General features: G+C 75.7%; 14 protein-coding genes. 6 read left to right on the forward strand and 8 right to left on the reverse strand.

Annotated features, from left to right (window positions below; translation table 11 throughout):
- Window positions 1-248 precede the first annotated feature (248 nt).
- Together ACF053_RS14670 and ACF053_RS14675 are read left to right on the forward strand one after the other, a co-directional pair.
- Complete coding sequence (locus ACF053_RS14670) at window positions 249-452, forward strand: hypothetical protein (protein ID WP_391954212.1); 204 nt, start codon at window positions 249-251, stop codon at window positions 450-452.
- 38 nt (window positions 453-490) lie between these two features.
- Window positions 491-796 (forward strand): hypothetical protein, encoded by a 306-nt coding sequence (locus ACF053_RS14675; protein WP_391954213.1) that lies wholly within the window; start codon window positions 491-493, stop codon window positions 794-796.
- On the opposite strand, the gene ACF053_RS14680 is transcribed toward ACF053_RS14675, so the two are convergent.
- Together ACF053_RS14680 and ACF053_RS14685 are read right to left on the reverse strand one after the other, a co-directional pair.
- A complete protein-coding gene (locus tag ACF053_RS14680; RefSeq protein WP_391954214.1) occupies window positions 762-1541 on the reverse strand; it encodes a bestrophin-like domain in 780 nt (259 codons plus the stop codon). The two genes, ACF053_RS14675 and ACF053_RS14680, sit on opposite strands and share 35 nt — an antisense overlap.
- 16 nt (window positions 1542-1557) lie before the next feature.
- A complete protein-coding gene (locus ACF053_RS14685; protein WP_391954215.1) occupies window positions 1558-1749 on the reverse strand; it encodes a hypothetical protein in 192 nt (63 codons plus the stop codon).
- A gap of 1984 nt (window positions 1750-3733) precedes the next feature.
- On the opposite strand from ACF053_RS14685, the gene ACF053_RS14690 reads away from it, so the two are divergent.
- The gene (locus ACF053_RS14690; protein WP_391954216.1) at window positions 3734-4027 is read left to right on the forward strand and encodes a DUF3303 family protein; all 294 of its coding nucleotides are present in this window, start codon (window positions 3734-3736) and stop codon (window positions 4025-4027) included.
- A gap of 158 nt (window positions 4028-4185) precedes the next feature.
- Here the strand turns inward: ACF053_RS14690 and ACF053_RS14695 are convergent, their stop codons facing one another.
- From ACF053_RS14695 to ACF053_RS14710, 4 genes are all read right to left on the reverse strand, one after another.
- The gene (locus ACF053_RS14695) at window positions 4186-5175 is read right to left on the reverse strand and encodes an aldo/keto reductase (RefSeq protein WP_391954217.1); all 990 of its coding nucleotides are present in this window, start codon (window positions 5173-5175) and stop codon (window positions 4186-4188) included.
- Window positions 5176-5471: 296 nt separating this feature from the next.
- Window positions 5472-6041: an RNA 2',3'-cyclic phosphodiesterase gene (gene thpR / locus ACF053_RS14700; protein WP_391954218.1), complete on the reverse strand. Its 570-nt coding sequence runs from the start codon at window positions 6039-6041 to the stop codon at window positions 5472-5474.
- 12 nt (window positions 6042-6053) lie between these two features.
- Window positions 6054-7433: an MFS transporter gene (locus ACF053_RS14705; RefSeq protein ID WP_391954219.1), complete on the reverse strand. Its 1380-nt coding sequence runs from the start codon at window positions 7431-7433 to the stop codon at window positions 6054-6056.
- A gap of 27 nt (window positions 7434-7460) precedes the next feature.
- A complete protein-coding gene (locus ACF053_RS14710; RefSeq protein WP_391954220.1) occupies window positions 7461-7913 on the reverse strand; it encodes a MarR family winged helix-turn-helix transcriptional regulator in 453 nt (150 codons plus the stop codon).
- A gap of 128 nt (window positions 7914-8041) precedes the next feature.
- Between ACF053_RS14710 and ACF053_RS14715 the strand changes: the two genes are divergently transcribed.
- The gene (locus ACF053_RS14715) at window positions 8042-8224 is read left to right on the forward strand and encodes a hypothetical protein (protein ID WP_058943233.1); all 183 of its coding nucleotides are present in this window, start codon (window positions 8042-8044) and stop codon (window positions 8222-8224) included.
- 304 nt (window positions 8225-8528) lie between these two features.
- On the opposite strand, the gene ACF053_RS14720 is transcribed toward ACF053_RS14715, so the two are convergent.
- A complete protein-coding gene (locus tag ACF053_RS14720; RefSeq protein ID WP_391954221.1) occupies window positions 8529-9977 on the reverse strand; it encodes an NCS2 family permease in 1449 nt (482 codons plus the stop codon).
- A 172-nt stretch (window positions 9978-10149) separates the two neighbouring features.
- Between ACF053_RS14720 and ACF053_RS14725 the strand changes: the two genes are divergently transcribed.
- Window positions 10150-10413 carry a DUF2530 domain-containing protein gene (locus ACF053_RS14725; protein WP_058943231.1) on the forward strand — a complete coding sequence of 88 codons (264 nt, stop codon included), beginning with the start codon at window positions 10150-10152 and terminating at the stop codon, window positions 10411-10413.
- Between the two features lie 191 nt (window positions 10414-10604).
- Window positions 10605-13034 (forward strand): HAD-IC family P-type ATPase, encoded by a 2430-nt coding sequence (locus ACF053_RS14730; protein ID WP_391954222.1) that lies wholly within the window; start codon window positions 10605-10607, stop codon window positions 13032-13034.
- A gap of 199 nt (window positions 13035-13233) precedes the next feature.
- Here the strand turns inward: ACF053_RS14730 and ACF053_RS14735 are convergent, their stop codons facing one another.
- The gene (locus tag ACF053_RS14735; protein ID WP_391954223.1) at window positions 13234-16341 is read right to left on the reverse strand and encodes a sacsin N-terminal ATP-binding-like domain-containing protein; all 3108 of its coding nucleotides are present in this window, start codon (window positions 16339-16341) and stop codon (window positions 13234-13236) included.
- Between the last annotated feature and the right edge of the window lie 85 nt (window positions 16342-16426).

Genomic DNA, 16426 nt, shown 5'->3' on the forward strand with positions numbered 1-16426 from the left:
GTCGAGGACCGGCAGGCCGGTACGGGGTTCCCCGTACCGGCCTGCCGGCGTTCGGGCCGCCACCGGGAGGCCGTCCTCAGGGGGGGCGCACGCTGCGTGACGACCGCGGACGCGGGCGCCGCACGCCCGGTGCGGTGCAACTCCCGTTAGCCAGATGGGGTTGTCGGTGCGGCGACTCCGTTCGGGGTGCCGGGACTTTGACCACGCTGTGTGTGGAATGCGATGACTCGGCGTATGGAGGTGCGTGGATGAAGGAGCGACTTCGGGCGGCGGAGGAGGCGGTGGCGACGTTGCGGGACGAGCTGCGCGAGGTGGGTGTCGTCCTGCCGTCGCTGCGCCTCGACCTGGTGACGGTCGCGAACGACGTGTCGCACCCGCTCGTCGAACTGGGCCGGTGCAACCTCGACACGGCGGTCCGCCTGGCGGGCGCGCTGCGCGGGGCGCGCACGTGAGTCCGGGCGGGACGCCGCCGGCGGACGGGGCCTTGCCCGTGGCACGGGCCCTGCCGGCGGCACGGGCGCTGCCGGCGGGCGGGACGGTCGGGGCGTACGTGGTCGGGACGTACGCGGTCGACACGCGCGACGGGCGGGTGGGCCAGGTGATGGGGCACGTCGGCGGGTACGTGCAGCTCCGTCCGCCGGGCGGCGGACGCGAGTGGGACTGCCCCCCGGACACGGCCGCCGCGGCACCGCCGGACGTGGTCCTGCGCGCGCGGGTGCGGGCCGTGAACCGCGAGAGCGCGCTGGCCGGCGCGGCACCCCTCAGCCCGCGCCCGGCACGGAGAAGTAGCGGGTGAAGGGATCGGTGCTGACGCCCGCCACGTCGCCGAAGGGGATCGACAGCTGGTGGATCAGGTAGCCGAGGAAGACGGTCAGGGCGACCATGCCCATGGCCATGACGAGCTGGCTGCCACTGCGCCCGATGCCGAAGAAGAACAGGATGCAGACGGAGAGGACCGCGCCGACGACCAGGCCGACCCACAGCACGGGTGACAGGGAGTCCTGGGCGCTCGCCTCACGGCCGCGGCGGGCCTCGTCGAGGGTGCCGAGCTGGGTGAGGAGTTCCAGCGCGGTGACCTGCTGGGCGGGGGTGGCGTCCGGCGGGGCGGCGGCGTCGGCGCGCATCCGGCGCAGCATGTCCCAGCCGGTGTCGCCGAGGTCCTCCTGCCGGTTCATGCGCGGCCACTCCTCGCGCACGACGTGCTCGGCGTACTGCTGGGCGAGGCCCTCGACGCGGAGGCGCTGCTCGGGCGGCAGGCCCTCGGCGAGGACGGTCATCTGGTGCAGGGCGCCCGCCTCGTCGGCGGTGCTGCTGCCGGCCCCGGCACGCAGGTCCCAGACGGTGACGAGGGCCAGGCCGAGCAGCATCGCGTAGAGCAGCGCGATCATCATCGACATGTACTCGGCGACGGTGTCGCCGCTGTCCTCCTCGCAGTCGCCGTCCCGCGCGCCGGGCCGGAAGCGGTGCCACGCGACCACCACGCCGGCGGCGAGCAGGGCACCGCAGAGCCCGAGGAGCAGGGCTTCCATGACGGGGTTCATCGGGGTCGCCCTTCGGTCAGAGGCGGCGGGCCGAGAAGACGACCACGACGGCAGCCGGCAGGAGCAGGAGCAGCAGGTAGAGGGCGGGGGGCAGCGCGGAGTCGTCGCCGGAAGCGCTACGGGCCCGCGCGGACAGCAGCTGCCCCACCTCCGGCTGCTGCGCCGGGGGCCGCTGCGGCCGGGCGGGGGTGCGCGGCGCGGTGGGCACGCGCCCGGTGACCCCGGGATCGGTACCGGAGGCGGTACCGGGGGCCGTGCCGGGTGCGGTGCCGGGGGCCGTGCCGGGTGCGAGACCCGCGCCTGCCCCGGCTCCGGCACCCGCTCCGGCGCCTGCCCCGGCTCCGGCACCCGCGCCGGCTCCGGCGCCTGCCCCGGCGCCCGCCCCGGCTCCGGCGCCTGCCCCGGCGCCCGCCCCGGCTCCGGCGCCTGCCCCGGCTCCGGCACCTGCTCCGGCACCCGCGCCGGCTCCGGCACCCGCCCCGGCTCCGGCACCTGCTCCGGCACCCGCCCCGGCGCCTGCCCCGGCCGCGCCCGCGCCAGCGCCTGCCCCGGCGGCGGCGCCCGTGCCCGCCGTGGCTCCGGCGCCGGCACCTGCACCGGCTGCCGCACCTGCCCCAGCCGCTCCAGCCGCCCCGGCGACACCTGCCGCGCCCGGGACCGCACCGGCTGCCGCGCCGGCACCTGCACCGGCTGCCGCCGCTGCCGCCGCAGCCGCAGCTGCCGTTCCGGGCGCGGCACCGGGGACCGCTCCGGCAGCAGCAGCAGCGGCAGCCGCCGCCGCAGCCGCCGCGGCTGCCGTTCCGGGTGCCGCCGCACCTGGTGCGGCCCCCGGCACCGCACCGGGTACGGCCCCCGGCACCGCACCGGGAACAGCACCCGGTACCGCACGGCCGGGCGCCACGGGAGCTCCCGGGGCCCCGGGTACGACTGGTGCGCCTGGTACTGCCGGCACGCCCGGCACCGCCGGCGCGCCCGGCATGCCCGGCGCGCCCGGTGGTACGGGCGGCGGCGCTCCAGGAGTTCCCGGTACGACCGGCGCCCCTGGCGCCCCCGGTACCCCCGGCGCCCCTGGCGCCCCCGGTACCCCTGGCGCCCCCGGTGCGCCCGGCGCTCCCGGCGCTCCCGGCACGCCCGGTGGTACGGGGGCCGGCTGGGGCGGTGGTGGCGGTGGCGGCGGGGGGATGGTGAAGGGTGACAGCGGCGCGCGGGCCACGAGCCGCGGCGGCCCCACGAGTTCGCCGTCCGGGCCGAGCGTTTCCAGCCGGTCGCCGGCCCGCGCCTCGACGGCCGTGTGGTAGGTCCCGGGGCGCAGTCCCGTCAGGTGCGCGAGGCAGGAGGCGCGGCCACCGGCGGCGAGCACCGTCGGCGGCGCCGGGCGGCCCTCGCAGTCGAGCCGCGCCCCCGGTGGCAGGACGGGGTCGGTGAGCCGCAGTCCGTGCACGGGACGGTTGCCCGGATTGGCTACGGCGTACTGGATGACCGCGCGGTCCCCGACCACCGCGCGCACCGCCCCGGCGACGGCCAGGCCGCCGGCGACGCCGGTGTACCCGGCGGTGGCGGTCGCGGCGGGACGCAGTCCCAGGGAGGGGATCTCGGCGCGGGCCCGGACCGTCGCGGTGTGCCGGCCGGGCGCCGCGGGGACGCGGGAGGTGCACACGACGCTGGTCATGCCGCGCATCCAGAAGCTCCGGCCGCCCGGACAGCGCAGGGCCGCGGCGGGTACGGCCGGATCGGTGACGGTCACGCGGTGGAGGTCGGCACCGGAACGGTTGGTGAGCGTGTACCGCTTGACGACGGGGTGGCCGACGCGGACGCCGGGGTGCTCGGCGCCACGGCCCGGCCGGGCGTTGACGGTGACGGAGAGGCGCAGCGCGCCCGCGGTGCCGGCCCCGTCGGCGGCGGCCCGGGGCGCGGTGTGCGCCGACAGGAGCAGCGCGGCCAGGGCGAGCGGCAGCGAACCGACGAGGAGCGTGCGCCCGACCCTCATGCGGGCCCTCCTTCCGCCGCCGGACTCTCGTGGCCACCGTGGGGGTGCGTCGCGGTCAGCGTCCGTCGGGGCGGGGGCGCGGCGACACCCGGACTGGGCCGGCCGTGCGCGAATGCACCGTGATGGCCCAGGCCCGCTGGCAGCCGCGCGGGGGCGCGCCGACGCTGGCGGGAGACGCACCGCCCGACCTTGAGGAGCCCGCGCCATGCGCATGCTGCTGCACGCCACGATGGACACCACGATGGGCAATGACGCCGTCCGCAACGGACGCGTCGGCGACGTGGTCCGCCGGATGACGGACCAGCTGCGGCCGGAGGCCGTGTACTTCACGGCCAACGAGGGCCGGCGCAGCTGCGTGATGGTCTTCGACATGCAGGACTCGTCGCAGCTGCCGGTGATCTGCGAGCCGTTCTTCCAGGAGATGGGCGCCGAGGTCGAGATCCGCCCCTGCATGAACGTCGAGGACCTCCAGCGGGGCCTGAGCGAACTCCCCGCCTGACCGGCCCCGGGCACGCCGGCGCCCCCACCCGGGGCCCGCCGGCGCCCCACACCGGAAACCGGCAGCCCCCCGCCCCTGGTAGCGCTCCCGCCCCGGACACGGCGGCGCCGCCCACCCCGGAGGGCGGGCGGCGCCGCCGGACCGCGGGGCCCAGGCCGTCACCAGGCGAAGGCCTCCGGTGAGGGCCCGGGGCCCGGGAAGATCTCGTCCAGCCCGGTGAGCACCTCGTCGTCCAGCTCCAGCTCCAGGGCGCGCAGCGCGCTGTCCAGCTGCTCCGGCGTGCGCGGGCCGACGATCGGGCCGGTCACCCCGGGCCGGGTCAGCAGCCAGGCGAGGGCCACCTCCCCGGGCTCCAGGCCGTGCTTGTCCAGCAGGTCCTCGTACGCCTGGACCTGGGCGCGCACGGAGGTGACGGCGAGCGCGTCGGCGGACCGGCCCGAGGCGCGCCGGCCGCCCTCGACCTCCTTGCGCAGGACCCCGCCCAGCAGACCGCCGTGCAGCGGCGACCACGGGATGACGCCGAGGCCGTACTCCTGCGCGGCCGGGACGACCTCCATCTCGGCGCGGCGCTCGGCGAGGTTGTACAGGCACTGTTCGCTGACCAGGCCGACCATCCCGCGGCGGGCGGCGGTCTCGTTCGCCTGGGCGATCTTGTAGCCGGGGAAGTTGGAGGAGCCGGCGTAGAGGACCTTGCCCTGCTGGACGAGGACGTCGACCGCCTGCCAGATCTCCTCGAACGGTGTCCGGCGGTCGACGTGGTGGAACTGGTAGAGGTCGATGTGGTCGGTGCGGAGCCGCTTGAGGCTGGCGTCGACGGCCCGGCGGATGTTCACGGCCGACAGCTTGTCGTGGTTGGGCCACGTCTCGCCGTCGGGGGACATGGAGCCGTAGACCTTGGTGGCGAGGACCGTCTTCTCGCGCCGGCCGCCGCCCTGGGCGAACCACGAGCCGATGATCTCCTCGGTGCGGCCCTTGTTCTCGCCCCACCCGTAGACGTTGGCGGTGTCCACGAAGTTCAGGCCCGCGTCGAGCGCGGCGTCCAGGATGGCGTGGCTGGTGGGTTCGTCGGTCTGGGGTCCGAAGTTCATCGTGCCGAGGACGAGTCGGCTGACCTTGAGTCCGGTGCGTCCGAGCTGCGTGTACTTCATGGGGCACAAGCCAACTGCTTCGAGTCCGCTCCAGGCAAGGGCGACCGGAGGCAGGCGAGGTCCCGTCCGGCGGGGTGGCGTGCGGGCGTCGCGGACCGTCCGGGCGCGGTGGCGTGCGGGGTCGCGGACCGCGCGGCACGGTGCCGTGCCGCGCGGGGGTGCGCGTGTGCGTGCGGGCGGAGGGGGCTACTGGCCGCCGAGCGACGCCACCGCGATGATCGCGAACATCAGGACGAGCACGACGGCCATGATCCGGTTTCGGGTCTTCGGTTCCACCCCTCGAGGTTAACCGGCGCTCATCGGGTGCCGCCCAGGGGCCACGTTCCGACCGTCTCGTACCGGGGTCCCTCGCCGGGCACGCCGGAGACCGGGAGGTTGCTGCGGACGAGGGCGAGCTCGGTGACCTCCCAGCGCGAGCCCTTGAAGTGTTCGAGACCCGCCACGAACGGCCGCAGGTCGGTGTCCTGGCGGCTGCGGGCCAGGGTGAGGTGGGCCTGGTAGCGGCGGTGCTCCTCCATGGACACCCCGGCCCGCCGCGCCGCCGCGTCCGCGCGCTCGGCGAGGAGCCGCAGGTCGTCCAGGCCGCCCGCGGCGCCCGCCCACAGGGCGCGGCGGCCGAACCGGCCGCCGCCGTGGACGCGCAGCGGGAAGGGCTGGGTGCGGTGCGCGGCCCGCGCGAGGCGCTCGGTCAGCTCGGGGAGAAGGTCCTCCTCCACCTCGCCCATGAAGGCGAGGGTGTAGTGCCAGCCGGGGCGGCCCGTCCACCGCAGCTCGTCCGCGCCCGGCAGTGCCCGCAACCCGTCGACGAGCGCGGCCAGTTCCCCGGCCGCCGCGGGGGGTGGCAGCACGGCAGCGAAAAGCCTCATGGGCCGAGTCTGTCACGCGGTGGCGGCGAGGTGACCGGGTCGTTCACGCCCTTCGCGCGGGACGACGTGGACGTGCGGGTGGCGCACCAGGCGCCCGCGCCGCAGCTCGACGCGGACCCGCAGGCCGGCCGCGCGGGAGAGCGCGAGCCCGATCAGGGCGGCCGCGGCCAGCGAGACGACGCCGCCCGTGGCGAAGCCGATCCGGGCGCCGTACGTGTCGGTGACCCAGCCGACGAGGGGCGCGCCCAGCGGTGTGCCGCCGGCGAACACCATCATGTACAGGCTCATCACGCGGCCCCGCATGGCCGGGTCGGTGGCCAGCTGGACGAACGAGTTCGCCGTGACGTTCACCGTCAGGCCGAACATCCCGATGGGGACGAGCAGCAGCATGAACAGCCAGAAGCTGGGCGTCACCGCGGCCGTCACCTCCAGGACGCCGAAGACCACGGCGGCGCCGACCAGCATGCGCAGCCGGGACGTGCCGCGCCGGGCGGAGAGGAGCGCGCCGGCGAGGGAGCCGACCGCCATCAGCGTGTTCATCAGGCCGTACGTCCCGGGGCCGACGTGGAAGACGCCGTCCGCGAAGGCGGTGAGCCAGATCGGGAAGTTGAAGCCGAAGGTGCCGACGAAGCCGACGAGCGCGATCGGCCAGATCAGCTCCGGGCGGCCGGCGACGTAGCGCAGCCCCTCGCGCAGCTGGCCCTTGCCGCGCGGGACGCGGGCGACCGGGTGCAGCTCGGCGGTGCGCATCAGGAGGAGGGCGGCGAGCGGCGCCAGGAAGGACAGGCCGTTGACCAGGAACGCCCAGCCGCTGCCGACGGACGCGATGAGCAGACCGGCGACGGCGGGGCCGACGAGGCGTGCGGACTGGAAGTTGGCCGAGTTGAGGCTGACGGCGTTGCGCAGGTGGGCGGGGCCGACCATCTCGGAGACGAAGGACTGCCGGGTCGGGTTGTCCACGACCGTGACCATGCCGAGGAGGAAGGCGACCAGGTAGACGTGCCACACCTGGACGTGCCCGGAGAGGGTCAGCGCGGCGAGGGTGAGCCCGCACAGGCCGAGGGCGCCCTGGCTGAGCAGGAGCAGCCGCCGCTTCGGGTAGCGGTCGGCGATGACGCCGCCGTACAGGCCGAAGAGGAGCATGGGGAGGAACTGCAGGGCGGTGGTGATGCCGACGGCGGCGGCGGAGCCGGTGAGGCTCAGGACCAGCCAGTCCTGGGTGATGCGCGCCATCCAGGTCCCCGTGTTGGAGACGATGGCGCCGGTGAAGAAGAGGCGGTAATTCCGCACCCGGAGGGAGGAGAACGTGCCGCCGGTCCGGGGTGCGGGGGTGGTGTCGTGGTCGTCGGGGTTGTGTCCGGGGGCGGAGTGTTCTCCGGTTCCCGTCCTCAAAAGGGGTCGCCTCCTCTGTTCGTCGTCCTACAGGTGCGCGAGCTTCTCCAGGACCGGGGCGGCGGCGCGCAGCCGGGCCCATTCGTCCTCGTCCAGCCCCTCGGCGAGCGATGCCAGCCAGGCGTTCCGCTTGCGGCGGGACTCTTCCAGCATGGCCTCGGCCCGCCCGGTCTGGCTGACGACCTTCTGCCGGCGGTCGTCGGGGTGCGGCTCCAGCCGGACCAGTCCCTTGGCCTCCAGCAGGGCGACGATGCGGGTCATCGACGGCGGCTGCACGTGCTCCTTGCGGGCCAGTTCCCCGGGGGTGGCCGTGCCGCAGCGGGCGAGGGTGCCGAGCACCGACATCTCGGTCGGGCTCAGCGACTCGTCGACGCGCTGGTGCTTCAGGCGCCGGGAGAGCCGCATGACGGCGGAGCGGAGCGCGTTCACGGCGGCGGCGTCGGCCTCGTTGCCGGGAGCGCCGCTGGACAGGTCGGGCATCTCGTTAGCGTAACTCATTACCCTGCCTAAAGACCAGTCGGATTATCTGAGGGGCGTGTCACTCGAAAGAGTGAGAAGCGAGCGAAAAGCGACACGCGGGCGACGGGCGTGGCGCGACTCTGTCCGGCATGGGATCGACGGTGCTCAGCCTGCGCGTGGACGGGGAGCTGCTCGACCGCGTCCGGCAGCATGCGGCCAGGAGGGGGATGAGCGTCCAGGACTACGTGGTCCGGACGCTGGTCCGCGAGGACTTCGACGAGCGCTTCAGCGCGGCGGTCGACGAGACGGAGAAGTTCTACGGCGTGCCGTGACCCGCTCCCGCACGGGCGGACCCGCGTGTGCGTGCGGGCGGGGCGGCGCCGGGCGCACGGGTGGGCAGGCGGGCGCGGTGGCCCCGCGGGGCGGCGTCGGGCGCACGGACGCGCTGGGCGGCCGGGACGGCGCCGGTGGATGCCCGGCGGGCGGCGCGGGGCGGGCGGGCGCGATGGCGCGGCGCGCACGGGCGGGCCCGTGGTGCCGGGGCGTACGGGTCACCCGCCGGGCGGGTCACCCGCCGGGCGGGTCACCCGCCGGGCGGGGTGCGGGCCGGCCGCGGTCGGGCCGGCCCGCGGGCCGTCAGGTGAGGCCCAGGGCCGGCATGGCGTAGTAGAAGACGAAGACGCCCGACACGGCGTACATCGCGACCGGCACCTCGCGGCCGCGCCCGGCGGCCAGGCGCAGCACGCAGAAGGAGATGAAGCCGATGCCGATGCCGTTCGTGATCGAGTACGTGAACGGCATCATGACCATCGCCAGGAACGCCGGCACCGCGATGGTGAAGTCGCTCCAGTCGATGTCCCGGACGGAGCCGGCCAGGATGAGGAAGCCGACCGCGACCAGTGCGGGCGTCGCCGCCTGCGAGGGGACCATCGTGGCGAGCGGCGTGAGGAAGAGCGCGACCGCGAAGAGGGCGCCCGTGACGACGGAGGCCAGCCCGGTGCGGGCGCCCTCGCCGACGCCCGCCGTCGACTCCACGTAGCAGGTGGTCGCCGAGGACGAGGTGGCGCCGCCCGCGGCGACGGCCAGGCCGTCCACGAGCAGGACCCGGTTGATGCCCGGGAACTCGCCCTTCTCGTCCATCAGCCCGGCCTCGTCGCCGACGCCGAGGATCGTGCCCATGGCGTCGAAGAAGCAGGACAGCAGCACGGTGAAGACGAAGAGGCAGCCGGTCAGCAGGCCGACCTTCTCGAAGCCGCCGAAGAGGCTGACCTGCCCCAGGAGCCCGAAGTCGGGCGAGGCCACGGGGTTGCCGGGCCACTCCGGCGTGGTCAGGCCCCAGGACGGCACTTTCGCGACGGCGTGCACCACCATGGCGAGGGCCGTCATGGCGACGATGGAGATGAGGATCGCGCCGGGCACCTTGCGGACGAGCAGCGCCAGCGTCAGCAGCGTGCCGACGGCGAAGATCAGGACCGGCCAGCCCCCGAGGTGGCCGTCCGCGCCGAGCTGGAGCGGGACGGTGGTGTGCGCGGCGTCCGGCATGCGGGAGACGAAGCCGGAGTCGACGAGCCCGATCAGCATGATGAACAGGCCGATGCCGATGGCGATGCCCTTGCGCAGGCCCACCGGCACGGCGTTCATCACCCGCTCGCGCAGGCCCGTGGCGACCAGCAGCATCACGACGACGCCGGCGAGGACCACCATGCCCATCGCGTCCGCCCACGCCATGCGGGGCGCGAGCTGCAGGGCGACGACCGTGTTGACGCCGAGGCCGGCGGCGAGGGCGATGGGCACGTTGCCGATGACGCCCATGAGGAGCGTGGAGAGCGCGGCGCTCAGCACCGTCGCCGTGACCAGCTCGCCGCTGTCCAGCTGGTGGCCGTACATGTCCTTGGCGCTGCCGAGGATGATCGGGTTCAGCACGATGATGTAGGCCATCGCGAAGAAGGTCGCGAAGCCGCCGCGGACCTCCCGGGCGAGAGTGGAGCCGCGCTCCGAGACCTTGAAGAAGCGGTCCAGGGCGCTGCCGGTACCGCCCGGCGGCTGCTCGGGCGCGTCCGGGGAGGCGGAGACCGTGGAGGGCATGCGGAACCTCGTGGTGCGGAAGGGGTGGGGGTGGTGGTCCGCCGCGAGGCCGGGTCGCTTTCGTGTGTTCGTACGAAGAGAACCGGTCGACGGCAAACCGTTTCAGTATGAACATATGACTCCGTGATCGCTATCTCCGCGCGTAGAACAGGGGGGCGCCTACGATGGGCCCATGGCGAAGTGGACCCCCAGGCACGAGGCACCCGAACCCCTTGAGGGGCCCGTGGTCGCCACCATCACCGGCGGCACGATCCTCTGGTTCGTCCTCTTCCTCGTCCAGCTCCCCTTCTACGGCTGGTTCGCCGACCGGGACCTCGACTGGTGGGTCTGGACCTGCCTCGCCGGCGCGGGCCTCGGCCTGCTGGGCATCTGGTACGTCCGCCGGCGCGACGCCGCGATCCGCCGCGCCGGGGCCGACACCCCGACGGAAGCCTGACGCCCGGCGCCGGGCGCCCGGCGGCCCCGGGCGCCCGCCCCCGCGCGGCGGCCCCGGGCGCCCGCCCCCGCGCGGCGGCCCCTCCCTGCCCCGCGGCGCGTACGACCGCGGGAGGGTTCCCGTCCTCCCGTGGTCGGATCTCCTCCGCGCCCGGGGGGTGATCGGCGCCCGCGACCCGTACCGTCGGAACCATGACGCAGCGTGCCAGGACCGAGGACGCGACCGAGGGCGTGCCCGGGGACACGACCGTGGGGGCCGGCGGGGAGCCGGAGCCGCCGTACCGGCCCGGGGGGCTGACCGCCGCCGAAGTGGCCCGCCGGGTCGAGCGGGGCGAGGTCAACGACGTCCCCGTCCGCTCCTCCCGCTCCACCGTCGACATCGTCCGGGGCAACGTCCTCACCCGCTTCAACGCCCTCATCGGCGTGCTCTGGGTGATCATGTTGGCGGTCGCCCCGATCCAGGACAGCCTCTTCGGGTTCGTCATCGTCGCCAACACCGGCATCGGCATCATCCAGGAGCTGCGGGCGAAGAAGACCCTCGACGGCCTCGCCGTCATCGGGGAGGCCCGGCCGACCGTCCGCCGCGACGGCACCGCCACCGAGGTGCCGACCTCCGGGATCGTGCTCGGCGACCTCATCGAGCTCGGCCCGGGCGACAAGGTCCCCGTCGACGGGGTCGTCGCCGAGGCCGACAACCTGGAGGTCGACGAGTCCCTGCTCACCGGCGAGGCCGACCCCGTCCACAAGAAGCCCGGCGACACCGTCATGTCGGGCAGCTTCGTCGTCGCCGGCGGCGGCGCCTTCACCGCCACCAAGGTCGGCCGCGCCGCCTACGCCGCGCAGCTCGCCGAGGAGGCGTCCCGCTTCACCCTCGTCCACTCCGAGCTGCGCTCCGGGATCTCCACCATCCTCAAGTACGTGACCTGGATGATGGTCCCCACCGCGACCGCCCTCGTCATCAGCCAGCTCGTCGTCAAGGACACCGACGTCAAGGGCTCCGTCGCCCGGACCGTCGGCGGCATCGTGCCGATGATCCCCGAGGGGTTGGTGCTGCTCACCTCCGTCGCCTTCGCCATCGGCGTCATCCGCCTCGGCCGCAAGCAGTGCCTCGTCCAGGAGCTCCCGGCGATCGAGGGCCTCGCCCGCGTCGACGTCGTCTGCCTCGACAAGACGGGCACCCTCACCGAGGGCGGCATGGACGTCACCGAGCTCCGCCCGCTCGGCGGCGCCGACGAGGCGTACGTCCGCAAGGTGCTCGGCGCGCTCGGCGAGTCCGACCCCCGCCCCAACGCCTCCCTGCGCGCCATCGTCGACGCCTACCCGGACAACGACGACTGGCGCTGCACCGAGGCCCTGCCGTTCTCCTCCGCCCGCAAGTACAGCGGCGCCGCCTTCAGCGAGGGCGACGGGCAGACCAGCGCCTGGCTCCTCGGCGCGCCCGACGTGCTGCTCCCCGACGGCGACCCCGTCCTCGACGACATCGACGGGCTCAACCGGCAGGGCCTGCGCGTCCTGCTCCTGGCCCGGGTCGGCGGCGACCTCGACGACCCGCACATCACGGCGAAGGCGCAGCCGACCGCGCTCGTCGTCCTCGAACAGCGGCTGCGGCCCGACGCCGCCGACACCCTCGCCTACTTCGCCGACCAGGACGTCGCCGCCAAGGTGGTCTCCGGCGACAACGCCGTCTCCGTCGGCGCCGTCGCCGCCAAGCTCGGTCTGCCCGGCGCCGGGCAGACCGTGGACGCCCGGCGGCTGCCGCAGGAGAGGGAGACCATGGCCGCCGCGCTGGAGGACGGGGTCGTCTTCGGGCGGGTCAGCCCGCAGCAGAAGCGGGACATGGTCGGCGCGCTCCAGTCCCGCGGGCACACCGTCGCCATGACGGGCGACGGCGTCAACGACGTCCTCGCCCTCAAGGACGCCGACATCGGCGTCAGCATGGGCAGCGGCTCCGAGGCCACCCGGGCCGTCGCGCAGATCGTGCTCCTGGACAACAGCTTCGCCACCCTCCCCTCGGTCGTCGCGGAGGGGCGGCGGGTCATCGGCAACATCACGCGCGTCGCGACGCTGTTCCTCACCAAGACCGTCTACTCGGTGCTGCTCGCCGTCCTCGTCGTGATCGCGCAGGTCGAGTACCCCTTCCTGCCGCGCCACCTGACCCTGCTGTCGACGCTGACCATCGGGGTGCCGGCCTTCTTCCTCGCGCTGGCGCCCAACACCGAACGGGCCCGACCGCACTTCGTGCGGCGCGTCATGCGGTACGCCGTGCCGGCCGGCTTGATCGCCGCGGCGGCCACCTTCACCACGTACCTGCTCGCCGGCGCCCACTACAGCGGGCCGGAGGCGCTCGACGCCGAGACGAGCGCCGCGACGCTCACCCTGTTCCTCGTCTCCCTGTGGGTGCTGGCGATCATCGCCCGCCCGTACACCTGGTGGCGGGTCGGACTGGTCGCGGCGATGGGGGCCGGGTTCCTCGTGGTCCTCGTCGTGCCGTGGCTCCAGGACTTCTTCGCCCTGCGGCTCGTCGGCACGACGATGCCGTGGGCCGCCGTCGGCATCGCCGCCGCGGCCGCCGCGCTCCTGGAGGGCGCCTGGCGCTGGGTCGACCGCAAGGTCCCGGCGTAGGGCGCGGCACGCGGGCCGGGCGGTACGCGGGCGGCGCGGGCCGGGCGGTACGCGGGCGGCGCGGGGCCGGGCGGTACCGGGGCGGGCGGTACGGGGCCGGGCGGTACCGGGGCGGGCGGTACGGGGCGCGCGCGAGGGCGGGCGGTACCGGGAGCGGCCCCGTACCGCCCCCGGCGGCCTCCGTACCGCCCGGTGGCGGTCAGTCGAACCAGCGGTCCCGCGCCAGCTCCTCCGTGCGCGACGGATCCTCCAGCAGCGCCGCCACCTCGAACCGGCGCGGCCACTGCCCCGCCGCCCACGCCAGGCCGGCCGCCACGCCCTCCAGCGTGGCCGCGTGCAGCGTGCCGTCCGGGGTGAGCCGCCAGTCCAGCTCGGTCCCGCCGGCCACCAGCTCCTCGTGCTCCACGTACACCTCAGGCGTGCCGGGCCCCAGCACGGCGAGGACCGACGGCGGGACGGCGTGCTCCGCCCCGTCCGTGGTGACCTCCGCCCGTACCGTCCCGCTCAGCCGCCGTACCTGGAGCAGCTCCGCCAGGTCCGCGGCCCGCGCCGGGGCCACCGGCAGCAGCGGCACCCCGGACGACAGCGGCAGCAGGTCGGGGGCGTCGGCCACCAGCGCGTCCGCCGCGTCCACCACGCGCACCTCGCCGTCCACGACCGCGCGCAGCTCGTCCGGGAGCGTCACGTGCTCCGGGTCCAGCTCCGCCAGCGCCGTGTACAGGGCGTGCAGCTGGGCGCCCGTCACCTCCCGCGCCGGGTCGGCGAGCCGCCCCAGCAGCTCCGCCGCGCCGCCCGGCTCGTCGAGCAGCGCCGCCACCGACGTGCGCACGCCCAGGGCGCGCAGCACCTGCGCGTCGTCGAAGCCGGTCGTGTCGGCCGACTCGTACAGGCCCGCCAGCAGCGGGTCGGCGCCCGCCGCGCGCAGTCCGGCGGGGCGGCGCCCGTCGAGGACCGGGTGGTCACGCAGCCACCAGGCGGTGTACGGGCGGACGGTCTGCGTCGTGCCGTCCGGCAGCAGGACCCGCACCGGCTGGGTCAGCGCGTCCCGCAGCGGCGGCCTGGAGAGCAGGGCGAGCGCGCGCGGCCAGGCGTCGTCGTCGACCAGGTCCAGGTCGCGCACGGCGACCAGCTCCGTGGCGACCGGCGGCACGGGGGCCTCGGGGAGCCGGTCCAGGACGTCCTCGCACCACACGTCGACCGCGTCGAGGAGGCCGGCGTCGTCCGGTTCGGGGTAGTCCGCGTCGCGCGGCTCCAGCTCGTCCGGGTCCAGGACCACGTCCGTGGCCCGGACGAGCGCGAAGTCGGCCAGCACGCCGCAGGCCGCGAGCGGCTGCTCGCCCCAGCGCTCCGCCAGCTCCTCGTCGCACAGGGCCAGTTCACCCGGGCGCATCACCGAGGCGAAGGGGCTGCCCGGCAGGACCAGCTCGCCGGCCGGGGCGGGCTCGCCGTCCTCGTCGGGCAGGGCCAGCGCGCCGAGCCACGGCTCGTCACCCGGTTCGAGACCGGCGTCGCGGACCAGCGCGAGGACCGTCTCCGCCAGCTCCCCGGCGTCCGGGGCGTCGTCGTCCCACGCCTCGTCCGCGTCGAGGGACGCCGCGACCGCCGCCCGCACCTGCGGGGTGGTGAGGACCGCGCGCGGGGTCGCCGGCAGGGCGCCCAGCTTCTCCAGCAGCGGGTGCGCGGCGTCCGGGTGCGCCACCTTCAGGCCCAGCCGGGCCAGGTCCGCGGGGGTGTCCGCCAGCGGCAGGAGGACCTGGCGGGGGCCGATCGTGGTCCGGCCGTCGGCGAGCGGCACCGGCAGCCCGCTGAGGCGGTCGGGGTCGACGCCGGCGAGCGAGTCGTACAGCCGGTACCACCACTCGGGGTCCCGCTCGGCGCCCGCCAGCCGGTCGACGGCGTCGCCCAGCGACAGCCGGGCCACGCCCAGCGCGCGCAGCTCGGCGCGCCGCTCCAGGCCGGCCGGGAGCAGCGTCGGCAGCACCTCCGCCAGGACGCGCACGGTCTCGGCGCCCGCGCCCTCGACGACCTCCGCCTCGAACGGGCGGAGCGCGGTCAGCTCCTCGGAGGGCGCCGCGGGGGCCAGGAAGGGGACGCGGGGGAGGAGGGCGAGGATCGCGCCGCGGACGGCCCCGTCGAGGACGCCCTTGCCGAGCGGGCCGGGCACCAGGTCGAGGGTGCCGGTGGACACCGGGCGCCAGTCGGCGAGCAGTTCCACGTACGCGTCGGCCGCCCGCGCCACGACGAAGTCGCTCAGGGGGCCGGGGGCGGGGTGGCGGCGCGTGGAGTCCAGCGGGAACGACGCGATGAGCAGCGCGGGCAGCGTCAACGGCTCGTCGGTCGGCGTCGGCGCGTGCACGACGGGCGTGGTGTCCGGGCGGGTGGGGGCGCCCTCCGCGTCGACGGGGACGGCCCAGGTGACCGACCAGTGCGGACGCAGGCGCTCCTCGACGGGGCGGTCCTTCAGCAGCTCGGGCGGGAGGGGGCCGGTGCGGGTGACGGTCCGCCAGCGGGCTGTGCCGCGGGCGGAGTCGTCGACGACCGTGTACGCGGCGTCCTGCCCGCGCGTGAGGGTGCGCGTGCCCGACGGGGTCTCCACGACGATCTCGGCGAGGCCCGGGAGGGTGAGGAGCAGGGCGTCGCCGACCCCCGAGAGCAGCCGCTCCACGAGGTCGACGGCGGCGGCGTCGCGCAGCGGCAGGACGACGACCGTGTCGTACCCGGCGGGCGGGGCGCCCTCGGCGGGCAGCGGCAACCGCAGCAGCGGCACGTGGCCGTCGCGGCGGCGCAGCTCGTCGCCGAGGCCGGGGCTGGCCTGGGCGGCGCGGGCGGCCAGGTCCCGGGCTTCGGCGAGGGACCAGCGGACCCCGCCGTGCCGGCCGATGACGGCCGGTTCGTCGCTCACCGCGAGGACCGCGGCGAAGCCGACGCCGAACCGGCCGACCGCGCCCTCGTGGCCCTCGCGCTTGGCGGAGGCGCGGAGCGTGGAGAGCGACTCGACGCCCGTCGCGTCGAGCGGGGCACCGGTGTTGGCGGCGGCGAGCACGGCCGGGCCGTCGGCGTCCGCCGGGTGCAGCGTGAGCCGGAGCCGGCCGGGGACGCCGGCGCGGGCGGCCGCGTCGGCGGCGTTCTGGGCCAACTCGACGACCAGCCGGTCGCGGTAGCCGCCGAGGCTCAGTTCCTCCTCGGCGTTGGCGTCCTCCCGGAACCGCGCGGGTCCGGCTCCCCACGCGTCGAGCACCCCGCGCCGCAGTCGCGCGGTCCCGAACGGGTCGGTGCCCTCGCCCGCCGCCGTCGCCCTCACGCTCACGATGTGCTCCGCTCTCCTCGACGTACGAACCGGTCTCCGGCCGAAGGTACCCCGCGTGGGTCCGCGCCCCTGAACGGCCTGGTGG

The organism is Streptomyces kanasensis (assembly GCF_043077165.1).
GTDB classification, from domain to species: domain Bacteria; phylum Actinomycetota; class Actinomycetes; order Streptomycetales; family Streptomycetaceae; genus Streptomyces; species Streptomyces changanensis.